This is a genomic window from Halorubrum trapanicum (assembly GCF_002355655.1).
Classification (GTDB): domain Archaea; phylum Halobacteriota; class Halobacteria; order Halobacteriales; family Haloferacaceae; genus Halorubrum; species Halorubrum trapanicum_A.
The window spans coordinates 1582090-1601900 of sequence record NZ_AP017569.1; the positions used below are offsets into that span (position 1 = coordinate 1582090).

The following is a 19811-nucleotide window of genomic DNA, read 5'->3' on the forward strand; positions in this document are numbered from 1 at the left end:
TGCGGCCGAGCAGCACCGCGCGAGGGAGTCAGTCGCCGGAGCGAAGCGGAGGCGACTGACGAGGCTGGGGAGGTGTGAGGTGCTGTCGCGGTGCTGTGCGGGGCGGGACTCAAAGGGGCAGCCGCGAGGCCGTAGTAGGCGACGTAAGCACCGCAGCGAGCGAAGCGAGCGAGGAGCGCAACGAGCGTACTACGGCCTCGTGGCTGGGGCTTTGGAGGTATTCGCCGCCGATCTACCAGCGACTATTTATAAACAAGCCTCTGGAACAGTGGAATCCTTCACCGAACCGCCGAGGACTATTTAAAACCGATCTCAGGCCAAGTCAGTCAGCGACTGCTGCTCGTACACGTCGGGGTCGGCGGGGGGCGCGTCGCGGACGTCGGGGTAGTACTCCAACAGCTGACGCGCCAGCTCCTCGCCGAGCCGGACCGGAACCGCGTTGCCGATCTGTTTCATCACGTCGGTCTTCGTCCCCTCGAAGACGAACTCGTCGGGGAACGTCTGGAGCCGCGCCATCTCGCGGGGCGTGAGGTAGCGGTCCTCGGTCGGGTGGATGAAGACGTTCGTGCTCACCGTCAGCGACGGCTCCTCGGGGTCGAGCCGGCGGAGGTACGTGCCGTAGCGCTTGACGATCTCCGGCTCGTGGGGACAGGTGTCGGTGTCCTCGCAGTCGCACTGGTACTTCTTCGTCTTCAGGCGGTCGGGGAGGTCGCGGTAGTAGCCGCCCGGGGGGACGTGGCGGATGCGTTCGAGCGTCTTCTCGCCGGTGTCCGCGTACGTCATGTTCGGGAGGTCGTCGGTCGCGTCCGCGAGCGCCGCGCCGGCGGTGCGCCACTGTCCCTCGGGCGTCGTCGGCTCCGGGAAGCGGATCGGCACGTCGCGGTCGGTGCCCATGAAGAAGATCCGGCGGCGCTTCTGGGGGACGCCGTACTGCTCGGCCTCCAGCACCCGGTACTCGCACTTGTAGCCCTGCGCCGCGAACTCCTCGACGATGAGGTCCTTCACGTACCGGTCGTCGCTGGTCTGGCGGTTGATCAGGTCGCGGACGTTCTCCATCAACACCAGCTGCGGTTCGAGGACGGAGACGACCCGGAGGAACTCCTCGAAGAGCGTGTTCCGGCGGTCCTTCTCCATCTCGTCGAGCTCGATCTGCTCGTTGTTGAGCCGGCTGAACCCCTGACAGGGGGGCCCGCCGATCACCACGTCGATCCCCTCGTGGTCGTAGCCGGCCCGCTCGACGGCGGCGCGGATCGCCGGGGCGTCGAATTCGCGGACGTCCTCCTCGACGAACTCGGTGTCGGGGAAGTTGCGGCGGTACGTCTCGGCGGCCGGCTCCCACTGGTCGCTCCCGAGCGCGACGTCGAACCCCGCGCGCTCGAAGCCCAGATCGAGGCCGCCGCAGCCGGAGAAGAAGCCGGCGACGACCGGCGCGTCGGCGTCGGCGCTCGTGGCGCGCGCGCCGTCCGCGTCGCTCGCGGCGTCCGATCCGGAGCCAGCGTCGCCGTCAGCGTCCACCGACACCACCCCGCCCGACCGCGGACGCGCGTGCTCGGTCCATTCGTGACCGAGTTCGCCGCGGGCGCATAAAAACGTCACACCTCGGGGCGCGAGGCGTCGCCCTCGCGCCGTCGGGCGCCGACACTCAGGCCCGCCGCTCGCTGATCTCCTCGGCGATGCGCTCGTCGGGGCGGCGGAGCTCGCCGGACTCGACCTCGTAGACGTAGCCGGAGACGGTCGTGTCGTCGGGAATGAATTCGGACTCGCGGAGGTGCTCGACCTGCGCGGCACAGGCCGCGTCGATGTCGTCGGTCATCTTCACCCAGTCGAGGAGGTCGGCGTCACCGATGTTCAGCTCAGGGAGCGAGGGGTCGAGGTCGGCGTCGTCGAGGTCGCCGGCCTGCGCTTCGAGCCCCTCGCGGACCGCCTCGTCGGGCGCGCTCATCATGCCGCAGTCAGTGTGGTTGATCACGACGATCTCGTCGGTGTCGAAGAAGTTCGTCGTGAGCGCGGCCGAGCGGATCACGTCGTCGGTGACCTTCCCGCCCGCGTTGCGGAACACCTGCGCGTCGCCGAGGTCGATGCCGAGCGCCTCCTCTACGGGGATTCGCTCGTCCATACAGGCGACGACGAGGAGGTTCTCGTCGGTCGGGATCCCCTTGCGGCGGCGGCGCGCCCAGTCGTCGCGGGCGTCGACCGCAGCGTCGAGCTTCTCGTGGTGGGTGTCGTGGTCGGCGTGGTCGTGGTCGTCGTGAGATGCCATCAAGGGATCGGAGGGGCGCGAGAAAGGGGGCGGTTGCGGAAGCCACGATCCGCGCCGTCGCCGCGGATCGGCGGCGATATCGTCCGATACCGCGACGATGGTCGGCGTCCCGATTCGAGCGACGCGAGTGGGTTGCGCGCGATCGGCGCGCGGCCTTTCGAAATCCTTTTGTCTGGAATCGGCGTTGGTGCGAGTGCGAGCCGCCTTAGCTCAGACTGGGAGAGCACTCGACTGAAGATCGAGCTGTCCCCCGTTCAAATCGGGGAGGCGGCATTTTCCTGCGAACCTACGAGGGAGCGCAGCGACCGAGTTGTGCGCAGCGAAAATACTCCCGACCCGATTTGAGCAGACGAGTCGTGAGCCCGAGCGGAGCGAGGGCGAGCGTCTCGGCGAGTTCAAATCGGGGAGGCGGCATATTCCGAACCCGCGAGCGACAGCGAGCGGGTGAAGAAACGACGCCGTGCGGCCCCCACCGGACCTACTCGCCCGGGGGCGCAGCGAGGTCGAGGCCGACGGGGCGTCCCCGGTCCCACTCGACCGCGAGGACGACATCTCGGAGCGAGTCAAGGTGTCGCTCGACGACGTCCAGCGGATGTGAGTTGATGAACTGCGCCGGCTCGTGCGCGGCGGGCGTCGCACCGTCGTTGACTTGTAGATGAACTGTACTGAGGTCATCGTGCGTGTCGTCCCGATGCCAACCCACCAGCAGCCTCCGGTCTGGCTCTATCCAGTTGAACCGGTAGTACTCGTGCGGCTCACCAGTCTGTGGTTGAAACCCGATTTCGATCCGCGCAGCCGTCACCGGGTACTCGTCGTCGTCCAAGAACTGCCGCGGGTTCACGTCGGCGACGACGCGGTACGGGCCCGCTTCGCGCGGTTCGGCACGTCTCCGTCGGACGGTGTCGAACTCGACGCCGAGCCGGTTCCCGATGCGGTCGTGGAGCCGCTTGCTCTGAAGGTTCGTCCGGTCAGCGAGGAAAACGACCATCAGGCGAGCGTCGAGGGAGAGTCAGTCCGCGGCGAGGAGAGTTCGAGGACGTCATCGTACAGCTGGAGGGCGTGCTTCACAAGCCCGAGTTCCGTGTTGATCGCCTCCCACGTGGCGATCGCGTTGCGACGCTCACGGAGTTCCGCGGCCGAGAACGCCTCGTCAGCGAGGCGTTCCCGGAACTCAGCGAGCGAATCGACGTCGTACTCCGTCGCCAGCTCTTCCTGTTCCTCCTTCAGTTCCGTGAGTCGACGCTCCAGTTCCTCACGCGAGTGGGCTTCGATCAGGTCCGTCACCTCGTCGAAGAGCATCCGCACGGGGTTCAGGTCGTAGGCTTTCGTCCCGTCGACGGTCGTCTCAGTCACCCAGTCGTCGCTCTCCAGTCGACGAAGTTCGTCGTCGGCCGTCGCGCGTGAGACGTCCGCCCGGTCCGCGATCTCCTGTACCGGCGTCGGCTCGTCCAGCAGCTCCGCGACGTGCCGGACGCGCTCACGCCCGCTCATGGTCTCTCTCCACGGTTCGGACTCCGAGTCGCCCATTCGACTTGACGTTGTACCGCTGAGCTCGAATAATTTTGTATAGTTCAGATATTCAGACGGAACCGGTTCCGCGAACGCAGCGGTCGGAGCGGGCGCTAATTTGGCCCCAGCGGCGCCGCACACTCGCGACAGTAGCGAAATCCGGCCGCGTTTTCGGCGCCGCACTGCGGACAGGTCGACCGCGCCGCTCCGTCAGCCTCCGGGTCCGCCGGATCGCGGTCGTAAACGGGGTCCTTGGTGTAGCGTTCGAGCTCGCCCTCGCGTCGCTTCCGGCTGCGCTCGCGGGCCTCGCGGAAGATCCGGACGAGAGCTCGGGCCCCGACGCCGAGCGCGACGAGCAGCAGCGCGCCCGCCGCGACGAGGTAGGCCGTGCCGACGTCGAGCATGGGTCGGCTACGGGCCGCAGCCGTAGATAATGTGGGATGTCAGCACGGACCGCGACGGATCGGCCGGCGCTCGGGAGGAGGGCCGCGGCTCACTCGTCGCCGACGAAGACGGTCGCGAGGCGGTCGCCGCAGTGCGGACAGTTCAGCGTCTGCCACGTGTCGGGGTCGAGGTCGCCGAACGGCTCCGACCGGCGGGCGTCCGCGACGGCGACGCTCGCGCCGCACGTCTCGCAGTCGTAGGTGTCGGCGTCGGTCATACTTCGAGCGAGTACAGCGCGGTCGCCGCGAGGATGCCCGCGGTCTGTCCGGCGCCGACGAGCGCGATTCCCGCGACGGTTCCGGTCGGTGAGCCCGCGAGCGCGGCGACGACGGCGCCCGTGACCGAACACGCGGCGGCGACGTGGTGGACGACCGAGCGCGGGACCGCCGGGTCGCGCAGGCCCGTGTAGACGAACGCGGGCGCGGGCAGCAGCATCCAGCCGTAAAAGGCGACGGCGAGGAGCGCGTCGGCCGGGAGCGCGGCCGCGAGCGCGGTCCCGTCGCGCGCGAGGAACCCGGCGACGCCCGCGAGCGTGACCGGCGTGCCCGCGAGGATGGCCAGCTTCCACGCGCGCAGGACGCCCGTCGCCATGTCGCGCCACGAGGCCGCGACGAAGGCGACGAGCAGGGCGCTCATGACGACGTGGGCGACGAACAGCGCGTGCGAAGAGACGACGCCGAGGACGGCTCCCGCCGCAACGGCCCACGCCGCCGGGACCAACAGCGCGGGACCGTTCTCGCGGAGCGTCAGGCCGGGGCCGCTCGCTCGATGCGCGTGAGACACACGCCTCGCTTTCGCGGCCGGAGACATAAACGTCGGCGTCGGACTGGGCGGCAGAGAACTCGACGGATCGGCCAAGCCCTCGATACAAGTCCGTCGTACGGCCAGTTATCGTCAGTAGAACTCGAGTTTTCGAAGACAAACGTTCGGAGAGAGACGTGGTAACTGTACACTCGCAATTCTTATGCCCGACCGGGCTCTGCCTTTAGTCGCAATGGCGACCGGAAAGGTTGATTTCTTCAACGACACTGGCGGCTACGGATTTATCGAGACTGACGACGCGGACGACGACGTGTTCTTCCACATGGAAGACGTCGGCGGCCCGGACCTCGAAGAGGGCCAGGAGCTCGAGTTCGACATCGAGTCCTCCGAGAAGGGCCCCCGCGCGACCAACGTCGTTCGGCAGTAAGCCGATCCGAGAAGGTGGGTCGGTCGGCTGACGCCGAACGCGACTCTGACACACGGTACCAAGCGTTCTCGTCCGCGTCGCGGGCTCACGTCCGCCGCGGCCGTATTTTATTCCCGACCAGCGCACCGCTCGTCGCGCGTGCGCCGTCGGGCTTCGAACGTCAACGCGAGCGACCGCGCTCGCTCAGATATGCTGGCCGAAGAGCCCGCGGCCCTTCGTCACCTCGACGTCGCCCTCGACCTTCGTCTGACAGGCGAGGCGGACGTCGTGGCTCGGGTGGTGCGGCGGGAGCCAGAGGCGGGCGCGCTCCTTCTTGCTCGGCTCGCTCACCTCGCCGTCGACCTGGACCGCACAGGAGCCGCACGAGCCGGCGCCGCGGCAGTTGAGCTGCTCCATCTTGCCGTTGTAGACGGAGAGACCGGCCTCCTTGAGCACGTCGCGCAGGTTGGCGCCCTCCTCGCACTCGATTTCCTCGCCCTTGTAGGATACGGTAGGCATGTGAGTACACGGTACGCGAGCGATCCACAAAGAGTCTGTGTCCGCGGCGCGCGCGGCGGAATCGGGCGCGGAGACGGCGTCGTCCCGCGATACCGGTCGTGTGCCGAGCGTCGGACGCCGACGGGGCGTTTTTTACCCTCGGCACCGCAGGGTGGCACAATGGGACTCAGGTGTCTGCTCGGACACGACTTCGGCGAACCCGAACTCCGGCGGGAGCGCGAGGAGGACGGCGACGAGGTCGTCACGACCGTCAAGGAGGTGAAGACCTGCGCTCGCTGCGGCGAGACGCAGATCGTCAGCGAAAACACCGAGGTGACGACGATGGAGCAGCTCGCAGACGAGGCCGCCGCGAACGCGGCCGGCGAGAGCGACGCGGGCGCGGCCGCGACGCCGGAAGGCGGCAGCGGTCCGAGCCCCGCCGAGGGGACGACGCCGGACGCGGCGTCGGGGACCGTCGACGCGGACGACGCGGGGACCGGCGCCGGCGGACTGACGCTCGACGAAGAGCCCGGGGCGGGGAGCGACGACGCCGTGATCCTCGACGACGGAGCCGACGACGAGGGGACCGAAGCCGCCGACGGGGAGGCGTCCCCGGAAGCGGGCGACGCGCCGGCGGACGCGTCGGAACCCCCCGACGCCGCGGGGGCGTCTGACGCTTCGGGCGGTCCGGACCCGGCGGACGAGGACGCGGAGCTGTTGGACGCGGGCGAGGAGTCGGCGTCGGCTTCGTCCGCCTCCGCCGCGTCATCCACGACGGACGCCGCGCCGGAATCGGTGTCGAGCGACGAGACCGACGCGGAGAGCGACGACGGCGTGATCCTCGACGAGGAGGAGGAGGAATCGGGCGACGACAGGGAGCGGGGCGCGTGGCCGTCCGTCGACGAGGACGACGGCGACGCCGACGGCGCGACCGCCTGGCCCGACCACGGCGGCGAGGACGAGGGGTTCAGCGCGGAGGTCGGCGAGGGCGGCGACGCGGGCGTCGAGTTCGGCGGCGGGCTCACCCCGGAGGCCGCTGAGGAGCCGGCGGCCGAGGACGGGGAGGAGACGGAGTACGTCGAGGCCCCCGACGACGCGGAGAGCGTCGCGTTCGACGCCGGCGACGGGGGCGAGACGGGCATCACCCGCGGCGAGAGCCCCGAGCTGGAGACGATAGGAGACGACGGGCCGACGGAGTACTACTGCCCCGAGTGCGGGATGGTCCGGGCCGCGGACGGGAGTTCGATGCGCGCTGGCGACATCTGTCCGGAGTGCAAGCGCGGGTACGTCGACGAGCGGCCTCAGTAGACGGACGGAAAAGAGCGCCGCGTCGGCGGTCGAACCCGCCGAGCGGCCGTGACGAAACTGGTTTACGCCGGCCTGTCGAACGGTCGCGGCATGAAGGAGTACAAGATGCGCCGCGGCGAGCATCTGGACGATCGCATGCCGGACCTGAAGGGCTCTATCGAGGAGTACTTCGGCGAGGTCACCGACACCGAGGAGTGGCAGGGCCACGAACTGTACGTCGTCGAGGACCCCGAGAACCCGGTGTTCGATCGGATCGTCGCGGGCGCCGCCGAGTACGGGAGCAAGAAGGACAAGCTGGCGGTCCACTTCGAGGAGCGGCCCGCCGAGGACGTCATCGCCGAGGGGAACGCCGAAGCCGCCGCGGACGCCGTCGACGCGAAAAACGAGTTCCTCCTTGAGGCGACCGGCCGCGACGCGAAGTCCCGCCGCGACTCGCTGAAGCGCGAAGTCGAAGACGACGCGCCCGACTACTGATCGGGTTCCCCCGCAGTCGTCGCCGCCATTCTCTGGTCGAGAGCCGTTCGAGAGGCCCGTAGCGCCCCGCTCGTCCGACCGGAACCGGTCGAGGACGTCGTCTCGCGGCCGAAACTGTCTCGCTGGCGGGAGAGTGTCAGGATCGATCGCATAAAAGTTAATTCAGAACTGAGTTAAAACTCCGACAGTCTTAAACCGACAGGGCGCGAAGAGGAGGTATGAGCATAGAAACGATTGTTCTGGCGGTCGGCAGCGAAGACGAGAAACGCACCGAGCGGCTCGCGAACGAGATCATCGCGCTCGCGGGGCCGGCTGACGCCGAGGTCGTGTTGACCCACGTGTTCGACGAGGAGGAGTTCGACGAGACCCGCACGAAGCTGGGCTTCGACCCGGATAGCGAGAACTCGACGCCCGACGACGTCGCGGAGCGACACCGGACCACCCGAGACCTCTCGAAGGCGCTGTCGGCGGCCGGCGTGCGCCACTCGGTCCGCGGCGCGGTCGGCGACCTCGCGGACGAGGTCGTCGAGACCGCAGAGGGGCTCGAGGCCGACCGCGTCGTCGTCGGCGGCCGGCGGCGCTCGCCGACCGGGAAGGCCGTCTTCGGCAGCGCGGCACAGGAGGTCATGCTCTCGGCGCCGTGTCCGGTGACGTTCGTCCGCGAGACGGCGTCGTAACGCGGTTTCGCGGAAACGGCTCGGTTCTTTTCCCTCGCTCGACCGCCCGAAGCGTCCCGCTTAAGTGAGACGGGTCCGCGCTTACACCCGATGTACTACGTGGGCGTCGATCTCGGGGCGACGAACGTCCGGGCGGTCGTCGGCGACGAGACCGCGGCGGTCCTCGGCTCCGCGTCGCGAGGCACCCCGCGGGGACCGAACGGCATCGCCGTCACGGAGGCCGTCCTGGAAGTGGTTCGTGGGGCCTGTACCGACGCGGGAATCGCGCCGAGCGAGGCGGTCGCGGCCGGGATCGGCTCGATCGGCCCGCTCGACCTCGCGGAGGGAGTGGTCCAGGGGCCAGCGAACCTCCCGGACACCGTCGAGCGCATCCCGCTCGTCGGGCCGGTCGGGCGACTGCTCGACACCGACGAGGTGTACCTCCACAACGACACGATCGCGGGCGTCATCGGCGAGCGGTTCCACTCCGAACGCAACCCCGACGACATGGTGTACCTCACCATCTCCTCGGGGATCGGCGCGGGCGTCGCCGTCGACGGCAACGTGCTCTCGGGGTGGGACGGCAACGCCGGCGAGGTCGGCCACATGACCGTCGACCCGCACGGGTTCATGACCTGCGGCTGCGGGCTCGACGGCCACTGGGAGGGGTACTGCTCCGGCAACAACATCCCGAAGTACGCCCGCGAGCTGTACGAGGAGGACCCGATCGAGACGAGCCTCCCGATCGAGGACCCCGACTTCTCCGCGGTCGACGTGTTCGAGGCCGCGGGCGAGGACACTTTCGCCGACCACGTGATCGATCAGGTCGCCCACTGGAACGCCATGGGGATCGCTAACGTCATTCACGCGTACGCGCCGCTCGTCGTGAGCGTCGGCGGCGCGGTCGCGCTCAACAACCCCGACCGGATACTCGATCCCATCCGCGAGAAGCTCCCGGAGATGGTGTTCATCAACGTCCCGGAGGTGCGGCTCACCGACCTCGGCGACGACGTCGTGGTGAAAGGCGCCCTCGCGAGCGCGCTGACTGGCGGCACCGGCGACCGCTCGCGGGTCGAAAAGGCGCCCTGACGGCGGAAGGCGGAAACGAGGCCGGTTTCGCCCTTACTGTTCGAACTCGTCGAGCTCCGGTTCGACGTCCTCGCCCACCTCGTCGCGCGTGTCGAGGTACGCGTCGCGGTACCGCCAGATCTTCCGGAGGAGGACGTACCCGAACGCGCCCTGGAAGACCACGACGAAGCCGAACAGCGCGACGACCTGCGGGAGGCCGAGCAGCTGCGAGGCGACGCCCGTCACCGGGCCGACGAGCGTGTTGTACAGCGCGTGGATCGCCGCCGCGAGGACGAGCCCCTTGACGATGATGGGGCCGCGGTTCCCGGGGTTGAACTTCGCGAGCCCGAGGTAGTAGCCCGCGAACGCCGAGTAGACGACGTGGCCGGGGCCCGCGAGCGCCCGGAGCGCGGCGATGCCGTCGCCGGCGCCGAGCGCCGCGATCCCGACCGTCAGCTCCGCCATGTCGACGTTCTGGGCGATGTACACGAAGTTCTCGATGACGACGAATCCGAGCCCCGCGATGGCGCCGTAGACGGCGCCGTCGATGACGGCGTCGAACCGGGCGTCGGTGTACGCGTACAGCCGCACCGCGAGCAGCTTCACCGACTCCTCTATCGGGCCGACGACGACGAAGAAGAACACGACGAGCCCGAGGAAGCCGAACGGCCGGAAGTACGGCTGGAGCACGCTGTTCAGGACCGCCGCGAACGTCGCGGTGAGGATCGAAAGCAGGAACGTCGCCACGAGGAGCGACAGCGGCTCGGCGGTCGTGACGTCCGAGACGTACACGTAGGCGGCGAGGCCGAGCGCGGGGACGGCGGAGAGCCCGAGGAGGATCGCGATGGCCGGGTCGAAGACGAGCCCCAGCCCGAACGAGCCGACGATCGCGAGGAGTCCGACGAAGGCGACGAAGACGACCAGCGCCTTCGCCGAGCGAGTAATGAACCAGTGTAACGCGACCGACAGCCCGTCGAGGGAGGTCCGTTCCTCCCAGGTCGCGACGTCGTAGAGGTCGCGGTCGTCGTCGGCCCGGGACGCGATCGGGTCCTCGTCGGATGGCATGGCTCCCGTTTGCCACCCGGGTGACTTAATTACTGGGCGGCACCCGAGCGGCGTCCGGCGATGAGCGGGCGGAAGCGGCGCAGCCGACAGCGTTGAAACGGCGGCGCCCGAAGGCGGGGTATGCACTTCGATCCACGGGTCCAGCGCGCCCTCCGAGAGGCCGGGCTGGACGCGGACGCCGTCGCCGACGCCTCGGACCGCGTCGCCGAGCTCGTCGCCCGCGACGCCGACCGACTCCGAGCGTTCTTCGACGCGGACGCAGCCTACTACTCCGACATGGAGATGGCCCACAGCGCGTCCGAGACGCAGGAACACGCGACCGCCGACGTCGACCTGTTCACTCACGGGAGCGACCTCCGCGGCTACCTCTCGCTCGACGGGTGGGGCGTCCCGGTCGAGGGCGGACGAGTCCTCCGCGAGGGCGACGGCGGCGACCCCGTCGTCGTCGAGCTCTCGCTCGGCGACACGGTGAACGACCGGGTGCGGTTCGCGCGCGAGCGCGAGGAGCTCTGAGAATGCCGCGAGCCCGCGTCCGCGGCATCTACGCGACGGCGCTCACCGCGCGCCTGCTCGACGCCGGCCACGACGTCGTCGACGCCTCGCCGCCGATCCGTCGGCGCTTCGACGCCGCGTTCGGAGACGACCCGCCGGACGTCCGGATCGAGACGAGCGGCAATCGGCAGGGCGTCGGCGCGCACGGCGACGCCGACGCGGTCGACGCGGTTCGGGGCCTCCTGACCGACGCCGGCCGCGACGCGCTCGCGTGGGCGGACACGACGCCGCCCGGCGCGGTCCTCGACGGGGAGGTGACGGAGACGCTCGGCGGCGGCGCGGTGGTGCGGCTCCGGACCGACGACGATACCGCCGAGGGGTACCTCCCGTACGGCGCCGTCGACGACCGGGTGGAGACGGGCGACCCGGTCCGCGTTCAGGTGCGCGAGTCGGCGGCGCCGTGGACCGACCGGAGACCGGAGCTCGCCGGGGAACTCCGGGTCGGCGGCGACCTCGTCGCGCTCGAACCGGGATCCGGGACGCGGGTCAACGTGCGAGACGACGAGGCCGCCCGCGAGCTGTCCGGGATGCTCGACCTGCTCGACCTCGAACCGCCCGAGGGGTGGCGCGCGGTGTGGCGACCCCCGGCCGTCGACGCCGACACCGAGGCGCTGACCGCGGGGCTCGACGCGGCGGTCGACGCCGCCGAGGAGCTACGCGCGGCGGCGGGTTCGAGAGACGAGACGGGGTCGGGGCTCGGCGTACTCGACGACGGAAGCCGCCTCCGCGAGGCGCCGGTCGCCGCGCCGAACGCCGGCGTCTGGGTCTGGTTCGGCCGCGAGAGCCGGTTCGGGCTCGACGACGCGCGCCGGACCGCGACCGCGACGATGCCCGGCCACCACCGCGTGAAGGCGGGCGCCGCAGACGCCTCGGCCGGGGTCGACCTCGCGGAGGCGCTCTGCGAGCCCGCCCCCGACGCCGAGTTCCCGTTCGCGGTCGTGACCGACGCGTTCGGGCCGCAAGAGGGCGACGCGCTCCGGATCGACCACGGGAAGCCGGACGGCCGGCTGATCACCCTCGGCGAGGCGACGGTGACGGGGGTCGACCCCGACGGGACCGTGGCCGTCGAGCGCGAGATGACCGGCGGCGGGACGTACGACGGGCTCGGGGTCGACCGCGTGGCCGGCGACGTCGCCGAGACGAGCCTGAAGGAGGGACGCTGGTGGTACCCGACGACGTACCGCGGCCGCGACGGGACCGTCCGCGGGACGTACGTCAACGTCTGTACGCCCGTGGAGGTGTTCCCCGACGCCGCGCGCTACGTGGACCTCCACGTCGACGTGGTGAAGCGCCCCGACGGAACGGTCGAGCGCGTCGACGACGACGAGCTCGACGAGGCGGTCGCGGCCGGAACGGTCCCCGAGCCGCTCGCCGAGAAGGCGCGGAGCGTCGCGTCGGCGCTTGAGAACGCGCTGTGAGGCGCCCAACGCCTCGAACAGTCCTCCCGGAGTAACTCGTCAACTCGGTCGTTTCGAAATTCAATCACTTTGCTGCGTTACAATAACATTATTATTCATCGCATAGACGATGCGGACGGAATGAGTGAAAAACGATCACAGCAGTCGTTAGACGGATCGACGCGGCGGGGGTTCCTCGGGAGCGTGGGGGCGCTGGTCGCCGCGGCCGCCTACTCGCGGGACGTGTCGGCCGACGACGCCGCGCCGGTGGCGAACCGCGAGGACGACCCCGTCCAGCGGATCGAGTCGCCGGACGGGTCGATCGCGGTCACCCTCGACGCCTCGGACGGGGTCCCGACCTACGAGGTCGCGCGGAACGGGACGACGTACGTCGGCCCGTCGGAGCTCGGCTTCGACTTCCGGAACCAGCCGGCGTTCGGCGCGAGCGCCGAGGGGTCGGACGGTTCCGTCGCGGTCACGGGGACGGTCCGGGCGGTCTCGACCGAGGAGTGGGAGCCGGTGTGGGGCGCCTACGACGAGGTCTCGGCCGAGTACAACGCTCTCAGCGTCGGGCTCGCGGACGCGGGATCGGACGGGGGCGCCGCCGAGGACGCACGGACCGCGAACCTCCAGATCCGCGTCTTCGACGACGGTGTCGGCCTTCGGGTCGTCCTCGGCGAGGGGTTCGCGGCCAACTCGGGGAAGGCGGTGATCGACTCGGAGAACACCGGCGTCGACTTCGCCGACGACTACGACGCGTGGTGGATCGAGAACGCGGTGACGAACCCGCGGTTCGAACAGGAGTACGCGAACACGCCGCTGTCGGAGGTGTCGGCCGGGGTCGACGACCGGCGACCGAACGGCACGCCGATGCGGAACGGAGCGCACACGCCGCTCACCGTCGACGCGGGCGACGCGTACCTCAGCGTCCACGAGGCGAACCTCGACGACTACGCGGCCGCGACGCTGGCGCCCCGGAGCGACGACGGCGGGACGGCGTTCGCGACCGAGCTCACGCCGCTGCCCGACGGGTCGAGGGCCTCGCTGGAGCTCCCGGCGGCGACGCCGTGGCGCACGATACAGGTCGTCGACGGTCCGGGCGAGCTGATCGAGTCGCAGCTCGTCCCGCTGCTCGCGGACTCGCTCGACGAGGCCGCCCTGCCGAGCGGGGCGGGCGGGCCCGACACCGACTGGATCGAGCCCCGCAAGTACGTCGGCATCTGGTGGACGATGATAGCGGGGTCGGCCAACTGGGAGTACAGGACCGACGACGAGGTCGCGGCCGGGGGCGGCAACCCCGCCGCGTACATCCACGGCGCACGCACCGAGCGGATGAAGCGGTACATGCGCTTCGCGAGCGAGAACGGCATCGACAGCGTGCTCGTCGAGGGGTGGAACGAGGGCTGGAGCACCTACCCCGGCGACGGCTCCGGACTGGAGTTCGGCGTGGACGACTCCTACCCCGACTTCGACGTGCGGGAGGTGACCGACTTCGGCGCCTCGCTCTCGGAGCCCGTCGAGATGACGGCCCACAACGAGACGGCCGGCAACATCCCGAACTACGAGGACGCGGTCCTCGACGGGGACGCATTCGCCGAGTACGACTCGGTCGGCATCAACTCGATCAAGAACGGCTACGTCGCCGACCGGGGGCTCGGCATCGACGGCGACGGGACGGCGGCGACCCACAACCACCACAACCAGCTCGCGGTGAACCACCATCGGCGGGTGATCCGCGAGGCGGCGGCGAACCGCCAGCTGCTGGAGATCCACGAGGGAATCAAGCCGACCGGCGAGATCCGCACCTACCCGAACGTGGCGAACCGCGAGGTCGTCAAGGCCCAGGAGTACGACGGGTTCGGCCAGCTGGGGTCGAACGTGGGCCGCGACCACCACGTCACGCTGCCGTTCACGCGGAACCTCGCCGGCCCGGTGAGCTACCAGCCCGGCATCTTCGACATCACCTTCAACGACGACCGCGGCGACCAGATCCAGACGACGCGGGCGAAGCAGCTCGCGATGTACCCGACGTACCTCAGCGGCCTCCAGATGGCCGCCGACCGGATCGAGGGGTATATCGACGAGACGTTCGCGGTCGGCGAGGGGCTCCAGGCCGCCGCGGGCGAGCTCGACGGGCTGGTCACCAGCGACAGCTGGCGCGACGCGTTCGGGACCAACTACGTCGCCGTCGACCCCAACCGCGCGCCGAGCGGGTCGTCGGTGTCGTTCACGGTCGAGGACGTGCCGAGCGCCGGGACGTACGACCTCCACCTCCGGTACGCGAGCGACGCGGAGGAGAACGCACAGCGGGTGAAAAACGCCGGCACCCCGCGGGCGACGCTGCGCGTCAACGACGAGACCGAAACGATCGAGCCCGACTTCACCGACTACTGGGACGACTGGCAGCTGTTCACGACCGAGGTCGAGCTCGACGCGGGCGACAACGAGGTCGCGATCGAGCTCGACTACGAGCAGGGCGACGACGGGTTCAGCGGCGACGTCGGCGGCTTCAACCTCAACACCGTCGCCGTCACCGACCCCGGCGAGCCGTCGCCGGTTCCGGCCGACTACGAGGGGTACGAGCCCGACGGCGAGAACTTCGACGCCGAGCCCGAGTTCGGCTTCATCGAGTCGGTCCCGGCCGCCGGCTGGGACGAGACGCGCGTCGTCGGCGCCGCGATCGGCGACTACCTCGCGATCGCCCGCCGCAGCGGCGACGAGTGGTACGTCGGCGTCATGACGAACGGCGACGGCCGCGCAGTCGACGTGCCGCTCGACTTCCTCGCGCCCGGAAACTCCGGTAACGCGCCCGGTAACTCGGGTGACGCGCCGGGTCGCGGAAAGGGGCGGGGCAACGGCAACGGAAAGGGGCGGGGCAACGGCCGCGGCAACGGCAACGGTCGCGGCGGCCGGAACGGACCGAAGTACGTCGCGGAGATCTACTCGGACGCGGTCGGCGCCGGCGTCGACCTCGATCCGACCGGCGTCCGCGTCGACGAGGCGGTCGTCACGCCGAGTACGACCCTGCTCGCGTCGGTGGCCCGGAGCGGCGGGACAGCGGTCCGGCTGCGTCCCGCGCGGGGTCGCGAGATCAATCGGCTTCCCGAGTACGAGCGGCCGGAACAGGAGGTGGCGACGGTCGAGGTCGCCGACGAAGCGGACCTCGAAGAGCCGTTCATCACCGCGACCGGCTCCAACGACGCGGGCTTCGTCGGCGGGACGCCGGTCGAAATCTTTGTCGACGGCGAGTTCCAAGAGGTCGGCAACGTCAGACTTCCGCCGAACGCGACCGACGAGACGGTCGATCTCGGCTTCAGCATCTCGGGGATCGGTACGTTCGACGTCGTCGTCAGGGATGCCGACGGCGGAACGGAACTCGGCTCCGGGAGCGTCACGGTCGCGCCCGGCGACCTCGTCGCCGAGTTCACCGACCCGCGAGGGGACGATAACGGTCCCGGTGAGTACACCTATCCGAAAGCCAGCGCGTTCCAAGATGGCGCGTTCGACTTGCGCTCGTTCCGCGTCTTGGAGACCGACGACCAGTACCGGTTCTTCTTCGAGGTCGAGAATCTCTACACCGGGTTCGGCGGGACGTTCTCGCCCCAGTACTTCGTCGTCTACCTGCGCGATCCCGAGGCGAGCGGAGGACGGACGACCGAACTCGGTGACTTGAACGTCACCGCCGAGTTCGCCGACCCGTGGCAGTACCGAGTCGGTTCAGACGGGTTCGGCGGCGGAAGAATCGTCGACGACGGCGGGAACGGGTTCGGGTCACCGGGCCTGTTTGCCGCGCTCGACGCGAACGTCGCGATCGTCTCAGTTCCGAAGACGGTCTTCGGCGGAGCCGACATCTCCGACTGGGAGGTTCTTCCGGTCGTCGGGTCGGCGGACTTCGGTGCGTTCCGTGACGTCCGGGTCAACGCCAGCGCCTTCCGTTTCGGCGGCGCACGCGAAGACGCGGTCGGCAACGCGCCGAGCGTCATCGATCTCGTGACGCCGGAGGGAACGAGTCAGTCCGACGCGCTCGCCTACGACGCCGACACGCTCGCGTCGCTACCGTTCACACCGCTGTAGAGAGAAGAGACGCGACGGGAGCCCCCGTCGCGTTCAGAAGTGGTTCGCGGACTCGGTCTCGTGTTTCAGCTCGCCGCCGCGGCCGCCCTCGACGGTGGAGGCCCCGTTGTCACCGGAGGAGGCGGTCCGCACGGTGACGTTGTCGACCTCCTCGAAGTCCATGATGAGGTCGCGGCGGATGTTGTCGGCGGTGATGTTCGAGATGCCGCAGCCGGAGCAGGTGCCGCCGAGCTCGACGACGACCTCGCCGGTCTCGGGGTCCGCCTCGCGCACGACGCTCGTGCCGCCGTGCATCTGGATGATCGGCATCTGACCGACCATCCACTGCTCCACCCGGTCTGCGAGGCTCTCGTCGCTCTCGTCGCTCATTACCTCCAGTACAGCGCCGACGGTATGGAAAGTTGCGGTTTAGGAGCCTCGGAGCGCGACGAAAGGAACTGTGTCATCGTCGATGAGACGGAACGGCGCCCGGTGGGGCCGCGATCTGTCGGCGCAAGCGTCCCGGTCTATTTCGGTCGCCGGGGGCGCTACCGGTCCGGGTCGTCGCCCGAGTCCGCCGACTCGCCGGACTGGCTCGGGAGCCGCGTCGGGTCGGCCGCGTCCTCGCCGTTCATCGAGTCGTCGCGTTCGAGCAGGTAGAGGAGCGGGCCGAGCGCGGTCAACACGAGGACGCCGGGCAGGGGCGCGTCGGGGACGAGGACCAGCGTGACGAGGCTCGCGCCGCCGGTGAGGACGACGAGCGCGGCCCAGGCCGCCGGCGACCCGAGGTCGACGCCGACGCGGACCGCGTCGCGGTAGACGGCCGCGGCGATCAGCGCGACGGCGACGCCTCCGCCGCCGGCGACGAGCGCCGTGGTGACGGACATACGGTGGGTTGGGGCGAGACGCGAAAAAGGGTGTCGCGAGCGAGCGCGACCGGAGAGAGCGGAGGGCGAGGGAGAAGGGAGGGGAGCGCGGAGCTACGGCGCCTCGCCGGTCTCGATGCTGAAGGAGTCGCGCGGGTAGGCGACGCAGGTGAGCGTGTAGCCGTCGTCGATCTCGGCCTCCTCGAGCATCTGCTGGTTGTCGTGCTCGACGAAGTCCTCCGAGGGGCCGTCCGCGATCCGGCCGGCGCAGGAGACGCACTGGCCCTGCCGGCAGGCGTACGGGAGGTCCCACCCCTCGTCTTCGCCCTGTTCGAGGATGGGCTCATCGTTGGAGAGCTCGACCGTCTCGCCCTGCTTGACGAACTCGACCTCGAAGTACTCCACCTCGTCTTCGGGGATGTCGCCGGGGCCCGAGCTTCCGGTACCGCCCTCTTCGAGCTCGCCCTCCTCGCCCTCGGCGCCGCCGGCCGGGATGGCGCCGCCGCCGCCACCGCCGCCGATCGCGCGGTTACCCGGCTCCGGGAACTCCGTCTCGGGGACCGCGGACGCGCGGTGTTCGAGGACTTCGTCCGAGATGTCGGTCGTGGGTTCCCACCCCGTCCCCCTCACCGAAGTGACGAGAACGACGAGCAGCGTCGCGACCGCCGCGAGCACGATCGCGGGGGGATTCACGATCGCCACGAGCACGATCGCCAGTGGGTTGAGCATACGAGGGGATATGGAGAGGTGGTTTAAGGCCGTTTTGATCGGTCCAACGAGTCGAGACCGGGTCGGGGCCGAAACCGCGGCGGATCGCCCGAGCTCACGCCGCGGAGCGGTCCATTTATCGGCCGAGCGGCCGACGGGACGCCCATGGAAGTGAAATCCCGGCACCACCTCCGGAGCGACGAGATCACGGCGATCCAAGAGGCGGTCGCCGACCACCTCGGGGTCGACATCGACGGGGAGGCCTTCGAGTTCGTCGAGTTCGTCGACGCCGGCTACGAGCTCGTCTTGGTCGACGGCGACCCCGCCGTCTTCTACGTCGACGACGACGAGCCGTTCCTCACCGTCCGGGGCGCGAACGACTACGACCCGGAGACGGGCGTCGTCACGGTCGACGCGGGCGCGATATCCTTCGTCTCGGACGGCGCCGACGTAATGCGCCCGGGGATCGTCGAGGCCGACCCGGAGATCCGCGAGGGCGACCTCGTCGTGATCGCCGAGGAGACCCACGGGAAGGTGCTGGCGGTGGGCCGAGCGATGGCCGACGGCGACGAGATGGTCGGTGACAGCGGGAAGGTGGTCGAGTCGATCCACCACGTCGGCGACGACCTCTACGAGTTCTCGGTGTAGCGCTCGGGCGGCGACAGTGCCGACTGTTTATAAATGAACGACGCTGTGGCGCGTGCCTGCGAGCGGCCGCCCTCGCGGCTGGGGCTTTGGCGGTGTCTACCACCGATCTGTCGGCAGCCATTTATAAGTAAACGGCTGTGGCTTCGGCGGTGTTCGCCGCCGATTCGCACGCAGTCATTTATAAACGAGCGGAATCACACCCACCGACCACGAGCCAAACGAACTCGCGATCGCTCCGCGTCTTTTAATCGCCTCGCCCGCGAGTCCCGACGTGATGACCGGGATCCGGGTGCTCAGCTACAACGTCCGCTACGCCAACCGCGGCGACCACCACGACGCCTGGCACGACCGCCGGGACGCCGTCGCGCGGCTCGTCCGGTTCCACCGCCCCGACGTCGCCGCCTTCCAGGAGCCGCTCCCCGGGCAGCGCGAGGACCTCCGCGAGCGGCTCCCGGCGTACGAGTTCGTCGGTCGCGGCCGCGAGGCCGGCGGCGAGGGCGAGGGGTGCCCGATCGCGGTCCGGAACGACCGCTGGGAGGTCGTCGAGGGTGACACGTTCTGGCTCTCGGAGACGCCGGGAGAGCCCTCGACCGGCTGGGACGCGTCTCATCCGCGGATCGCGACGTGGGCACGGGTGCGCGCCCGCGACGGCGACACCGCGGTTCGCGTTATAAACACGCACTTCGATCACGTGAGTGCCCGCGCGAGGCGCGAATCCGCCCGCCTGCTCCGCGAGCGACTCCCGACGGTAGCGACGTCGGACGGGACCGGCGGCGACCCCGACGAAACGCCCCCCGTCGTCCTCGTCGGCGACCTCAACTGCACGCCGGGGTCGGAGCCGCACCGGATCCTCGTCGGCGACGGCTCGGAACCCGACGAGAAGGGCTCCGCGACGCCGGTAGACGACGACGCCCGCCCGCTCCGCGACGCCGCGGCCGCCGCCGACCTCCGGCACGGCCCGGAGACGAGCCTCACCGACTTCGCTCGCCTCATCGACGGGCGCCGGATCGACCACGCGCTCGTCTCGCCCGAACTCTCGGTCGAGGCGTTCGCGACGCTCGCGGACCGAGACGATCGCGGCCGGTACCCGTCCGACCACCTGCCGATCCTCGCCCGGCTGTCGGTGTAGCGAGCGAA

The 19811-nt window shown here is 69.8% G+C and carries 22 protein-coding genes and 1 tRNA gene; 11 read left to right on the plus strand and 12 right to left on the minus strand.

The genetic code is table 11. From position 1 onward, the window contains the following. Nucleotides 1–312: 312 nt before the first annotated feature. Both CPZ01_RS07630 and CPZ01_RS07635 read right to left on the minus strand, forming a co-directional pair. Entirely contained in the window at nucleotides 313–1515 is a 1203-nt protein-coding gene (locus CPZ01_RS07630) for a DNA cytosine methyltransferase (protein ID WP_096396189.1), read from the minus strand. Between the two features lie 127 nt (nucleotides 1516–1642). Further along, nucleotides 1643–2260, minus strand: a complete 618-nt coding sequence (locus tag CPZ01_RS07635; protein ID WP_096394176.1) for a beta-class carbonic anhydrase — start codon at nucleotides 2258–2260, stop codon at nucleotides 1643–1645. A 199-nt stretch (nucleotides 2261–2459) separates the two neighbouring features. On the opposite strand from CPZ01_RS07635, the gene CPZ01_RS07640 reads away from it, so the two are divergent. Then, nucleotides 2460–2533 (plus strand) — tRNA-Phe (locus CPZ01_RS07640). 205 nt (nucleotides 2534–2738) lie between these two features. Here the strand turns inward: CPZ01_RS07640 and CPZ01_RS07645 are convergent. The 5 genes from CPZ01_RS07645 to CPZ01_RS07660 form a co-directional block, all read right to left on the minus strand. Then, nucleotides 2739–3248 (minus strand): hypothetical protein, encoded by a 510-nt coding sequence (locus CPZ01_RS07645; protein WP_096394177.1) that lies wholly within the window; start codon nucleotides 3246–3248, stop codon nucleotides 2739–2741. Further along, the gene (locus CPZ01_RS07650; protein WP_096396191.1) at nucleotides 3248–3751 is read right to left on the minus strand and encodes a winged helix-turn-helix domain-containing protein; all 504 of its coding nucleotides are present in this window, start codon (nucleotides 3749–3751) and stop codon (nucleotides 3248–3250) included. The genes CPZ01_RS07645 and CPZ01_RS07650 overlap by 1 nt, the downstream gene beginning before the upstream one ends. Nucleotides 3752–3882: 131 nt before the next feature. Then, nucleotides 3883–4173 carry a zinc ribbon domain-containing protein gene (locus CPZ01_RS07655; RefSeq protein ID WP_096394178.1) on the minus strand — a complete coding sequence of 97 codons (291 nt, stop codon included), beginning with the start codon at nucleotides 4171–4173 and terminating at the stop codon, nucleotides 3883–3885. 89 nt (nucleotides 4174–4262) lie between these two features. Beyond that, a complete protein-coding gene (locus tag CPZ01_RS15420; RefSeq protein ID WP_017341819.1) occupies nucleotides 4263–4430 on the minus strand; it encodes a hypothetical protein in 168 nt (55 codons plus the stop codon). Continuing rightward, on the minus strand, nucleotides 4427–5023 hold the full coding sequence (locus CPZ01_RS07660) for a hypothetical protein (protein WP_096394179.1): 597 nt from the start codon (nucleotides 5021–5023) through the stop codon (nucleotides 4427–4429). Before CPZ01_RS07660 ends, CPZ01_RS15420 begins: the two co-directional genes overlap by 4 nt. A 184-nt stretch (nucleotides 5024–5207) precedes the next feature. Between CPZ01_RS07660 and CPZ01_RS07665 the strand changes: the two genes are divergently transcribed. Further along, a complete protein-coding gene (locus CPZ01_RS07665) occupies nucleotides 5208–5402 on the plus strand; it encodes a cold-shock protein (RefSeq protein WP_004599158.1) in 195 nt (64 codons plus the stop codon). Nucleotides 5403–5585: 183 nt separating this feature from the next. On the opposite strand, the gene CPZ01_RS07670 is transcribed toward CPZ01_RS07665, so the two are convergent. Next, complete coding sequence (locus CPZ01_RS07670) at nucleotides 5586–5900, minus strand: 2Fe-2S iron-sulfur cluster-binding protein (RefSeq protein ID WP_096394180.1); 315 nt, start codon at nucleotides 5898–5900, stop codon at nucleotides 5586–5588. A 159-nt stretch (nucleotides 5901–6059) separates the two neighbouring features. Here CPZ01_RS07670 and CPZ01_RS07675 point away from each other — a divergent pair, with 159 nt between their 5' ends. From CPZ01_RS07675 to CPZ01_RS07690, 4 genes are all read left to right on the plus strand, one after another. Further along, nucleotides 6060–7187: a DUF7093 family protein gene (locus CPZ01_RS07675; RefSeq protein ID WP_096394181.1), complete on the plus strand. Its 1128-nt coding sequence runs from the start codon at nucleotides 6060–6062 to the stop codon at nucleotides 7185–7187. A 90-nt stretch (nucleotides 7188–7277) separates the two neighbouring features. Then, entirely contained in the window at nucleotides 7278–7661 is a 384-nt protein-coding gene (locus CPZ01_RS07680; RefSeq protein ID WP_096394182.1) for a DUF5611 family protein, read from the plus strand. A 218-nt stretch (nucleotides 7662–7879) separates the two neighbouring features. Next, nucleotides 7880–8338, plus strand: coding sequence for a universal stress protein (locus CPZ01_RS07685; RefSeq protein ID WP_096394183.1), 459 nt, complete (start codon nucleotides 7880–7882; stop codon nucleotides 8336–8338). A 90-nt stretch (nucleotides 8339–8428) separates the two neighbouring features. After that, nucleotides 8429–9406, plus strand: coding sequence for an ROK family protein (locus CPZ01_RS07690; RefSeq protein ID WP_017341813.1), 978 nt, complete (start codon nucleotides 8429–8431; stop codon nucleotides 9404–9406). Nucleotides 9407–9439: 33 nt separating this feature from the next. Here CPZ01_RS07690 and CPZ01_RS07695 read toward each other — a convergent pair whose 3' ends face one another. After that, nucleotides 9440–10450, minus strand: a complete 1011-nt coding sequence (locus tag CPZ01_RS07695) for a PrsW family intramembrane metalloprotease (protein ID WP_017341812.1) — start codon at nucleotides 10448–10450, stop codon at nucleotides 9440–9442. A 120-nt stretch (nucleotides 10451–10570) separates the two neighbouring features. On the opposite strand from CPZ01_RS07695, the gene CPZ01_RS07700 reads away from it, so the two are divergent. The 3 genes from CPZ01_RS07700 to CPZ01_RS07710 all read left to right on the plus strand — a co-directional run bounded on the left by CPZ01_RS07700 (nucleotide 10571) and on the right by CPZ01_RS07710 (nucleotide 16473). Beyond that, the gene (locus tag CPZ01_RS07700; RefSeq protein ID WP_096394184.1) at nucleotides 10571–10963 is read left to right on the plus strand and encodes a DUF7532 family protein; all 393 of its coding nucleotides are present in this window, start codon (nucleotides 10571–10573) and stop codon (nucleotides 10961–10963) included. Between the two features lie 2 nt (nucleotides 10964–10965). Then, a complete protein-coding gene (locus tag CPZ01_RS07705) occupies nucleotides 10966–12420 on the plus strand; it encodes a ribonuclease FAU-1 family protein (protein ID WP_096394185.1) in 1455 nt (484 codons plus the stop codon). A gap of 183 nt (nucleotides 12421–12603) precedes the next feature. Further along, nucleotides 12604–16473 carry a glycoside hydrolase family 97 catalytic domain-containing protein gene (locus CPZ01_RS07710; protein WP_096396193.1) on the plus strand — a complete coding sequence of 1290 codons (3870 nt, stop codon included), beginning with the start codon at nucleotides 12604–12606 and terminating at the stop codon, nucleotides 16471–16473. Between the two features lie 33 nt (nucleotides 16474–16506). Here the strand turns inward: CPZ01_RS07710 and CPZ01_RS07715 are convergent, their stop codons facing one another. The 3 genes from CPZ01_RS07715 to CPZ01_RS07725 all read right to left on the minus strand — a co-directional run bounded on the left by CPZ01_RS07715 (nucleotide 16507) and on the right by CPZ01_RS07725 (nucleotide 18047). Continuing rightward, entirely contained in the window at nucleotides 16507–16842 is a 336-nt protein-coding gene (locus CPZ01_RS07715) for a NifU family protein (RefSeq protein WP_004599172.1), read from the minus strand. Nucleotides 16843–17000: 158 nt separating this feature from the next. Then, nucleotides 17001–17339, minus strand: a complete 339-nt coding sequence (locus CPZ01_RS07720) for a hypothetical protein (RefSeq protein ID WP_096394186.1) — start codon at nucleotides 17337–17339, stop codon at nucleotides 17001–17003. A 93-nt stretch (nucleotides 17340–17432) separates the two neighbouring features. After that, the gene (locus tag CPZ01_RS07725; RefSeq protein ID WP_096394187.1) at nucleotides 17433–18047 is read right to left on the minus strand and encodes a 2Fe-2S iron-sulfur cluster-binding protein; all 615 of its coding nucleotides are present in this window, start codon (nucleotides 18045–18047) and stop codon (nucleotides 17433–17435) included. A 144-nt stretch (nucleotides 18048–18191) separates the two neighbouring features. Between CPZ01_RS07725 and CPZ01_RS07730 the strand changes: the two genes are divergently transcribed. Then, nucleotides 18192–18674: an RNA-binding protein gene (locus CPZ01_RS07730; RefSeq protein WP_096394188.1), complete on the plus strand. Its 483-nt coding sequence runs from the start codon at nucleotides 18192–18194 to the stop codon at nucleotides 18672–18674. 274 nt (nucleotides 18675–18948) lie between these two features. Continuing rightward, nucleotides 18949–19803, plus strand: a complete 855-nt coding sequence (locus CPZ01_RS07735) for an endonuclease/exonuclease/phosphatase family protein (protein WP_096394189.1) — start codon at nucleotides 18949–18951, stop codon at nucleotides 19801–19803. Nucleotides 19804–19811: the final 8 nt, after the last annotated feature.

Coding starts and splice junctions, on each gene's coding strand:
- CPZ01_RS07665 (WP_004599158.1), top strand. CDS start 5,208: ATGGCGACCGGAAAGGTTGATTTCTTCAACGACACTGGCGGCTACGGA.
- CPZ01_RS07685 (WP_096394183.1), top strand. CDS start 7,880: ATGAGCATAGAAACGATTGTTCTGGCGGTCGGCAGCGAAGACGAGAAA.
- CPZ01_RS07675 (WP_096394181.1), top strand. CDS start 6,060: ATGGGACTCAGGTGTCTGCTCGGACACGACTTCGGCGAACCCGAACTC.
- CPZ01_RS07695 (WP_017341812.1), bottom strand. CDS start 10,450: ATGCCATCCGACGAGGACCCGATCGCGTCCCGGGCCGACGACGACCGC.
- CPZ01_RS07650 (WP_096396191.1), bottom strand. CDS start 3,751: ATGAGCGGGCGTGAGCGCGTCCGGCACGTCGCGGAGCTGCTGGACGAG.
- CPZ01_RS07655 (WP_096394178.1), bottom strand. CDS start 4,173: ATGCTCGACGTCGGCACGGCCTACCTCGTCGCGGCGGGCGCGCTGCTG.
- CPZ01_RS07680 (WP_096394182.1), top strand. CDS start 7,278: ATGAAGGAGTACAAGATGCGCCGCGGCGAGCATCTGGACGATCGCATG.
- CPZ01_RS07705 (WP_096394185.1), top strand. CDS start 10,966: ATGCCGCGAGCCCGCGTCCGCGGCATCTACGCGACGGCGCTCACCGCG.
- CPZ01_RS07725 (WP_096394187.1), bottom strand. CDS start 18,047: ATGCTCAACCCACTGGCGATCGTGCTCGTGGCGATCGTGAATCCCCCC.
- CPZ01_RS07645 (WP_096394177.1), bottom strand. CDS start 3,248: ATGGTCGTTTTCCTCGCTGACCGGACGAACCTTCAGAGCAAGCGGCTC.
- CPZ01_RS07690 (WP_017341813.1), top strand. CDS start 8,429: ATGTACTACGTGGGCGTCGATCTCGGGGCGACGAACGTCCGGGCGGTC.
- CPZ01_RS15420 (WP_017341819.1), bottom strand. CDS start 4,430: ATGACCGACGCCGACACCTACGACTGCGAGACGTGCGGCGCGAGCGTC.
- CPZ01_RS07715 (WP_004599172.1), bottom strand. CDS start 16,842: ATGAGCGACGAGAGCGACGAGAGCCTCGCAGACCGGGTGGAGCAGTGG.
- CPZ01_RS07660 (WP_096394179.1), bottom strand. CDS start 5,023: ATGTCTCCGGCCGCGAAAGCGAGGCGTGTGTCTCACGCGCATCGAGCG.
- CPZ01_RS07735 (WP_096394189.1), top strand. CDS start 18,949: ATGACCGGGATCCGGGTGCTCAGCTACAACGTCCGCTACGCCAACCGC.
- CPZ01_RS07670 (WP_096394180.1), bottom strand. CDS start 5,900: ATGCCTACCGTATCCTACAAGGGCGAGGAAATCGAGTGCGAGGAGGGC.
- CPZ01_RS07700 (WP_096394184.1), top strand. CDS start 10,571: ATGCACTTCGATCCACGGGTCCAGCGCGCCCTCCGAGAGGCCGGGCTG.
- CPZ01_RS07730 (WP_096394188.1), top strand. CDS start 18,192: ATGGAAGTGAAATCCCGGCACCACCTCCGGAGCGACGAGATCACGGCG.
- CPZ01_RS07635 (WP_096394176.1), bottom strand. CDS start 2,260: ATGGCATCTCACGACGACCACGACCACGCCGACCACGACACCCACCAC.
- CPZ01_RS07720 (WP_096394186.1), bottom strand. CDS start 17,339: ATGTCCGTCACCACGGCGCTCGTCGCCGGCGGCGGAGGCGTCGCCGTC.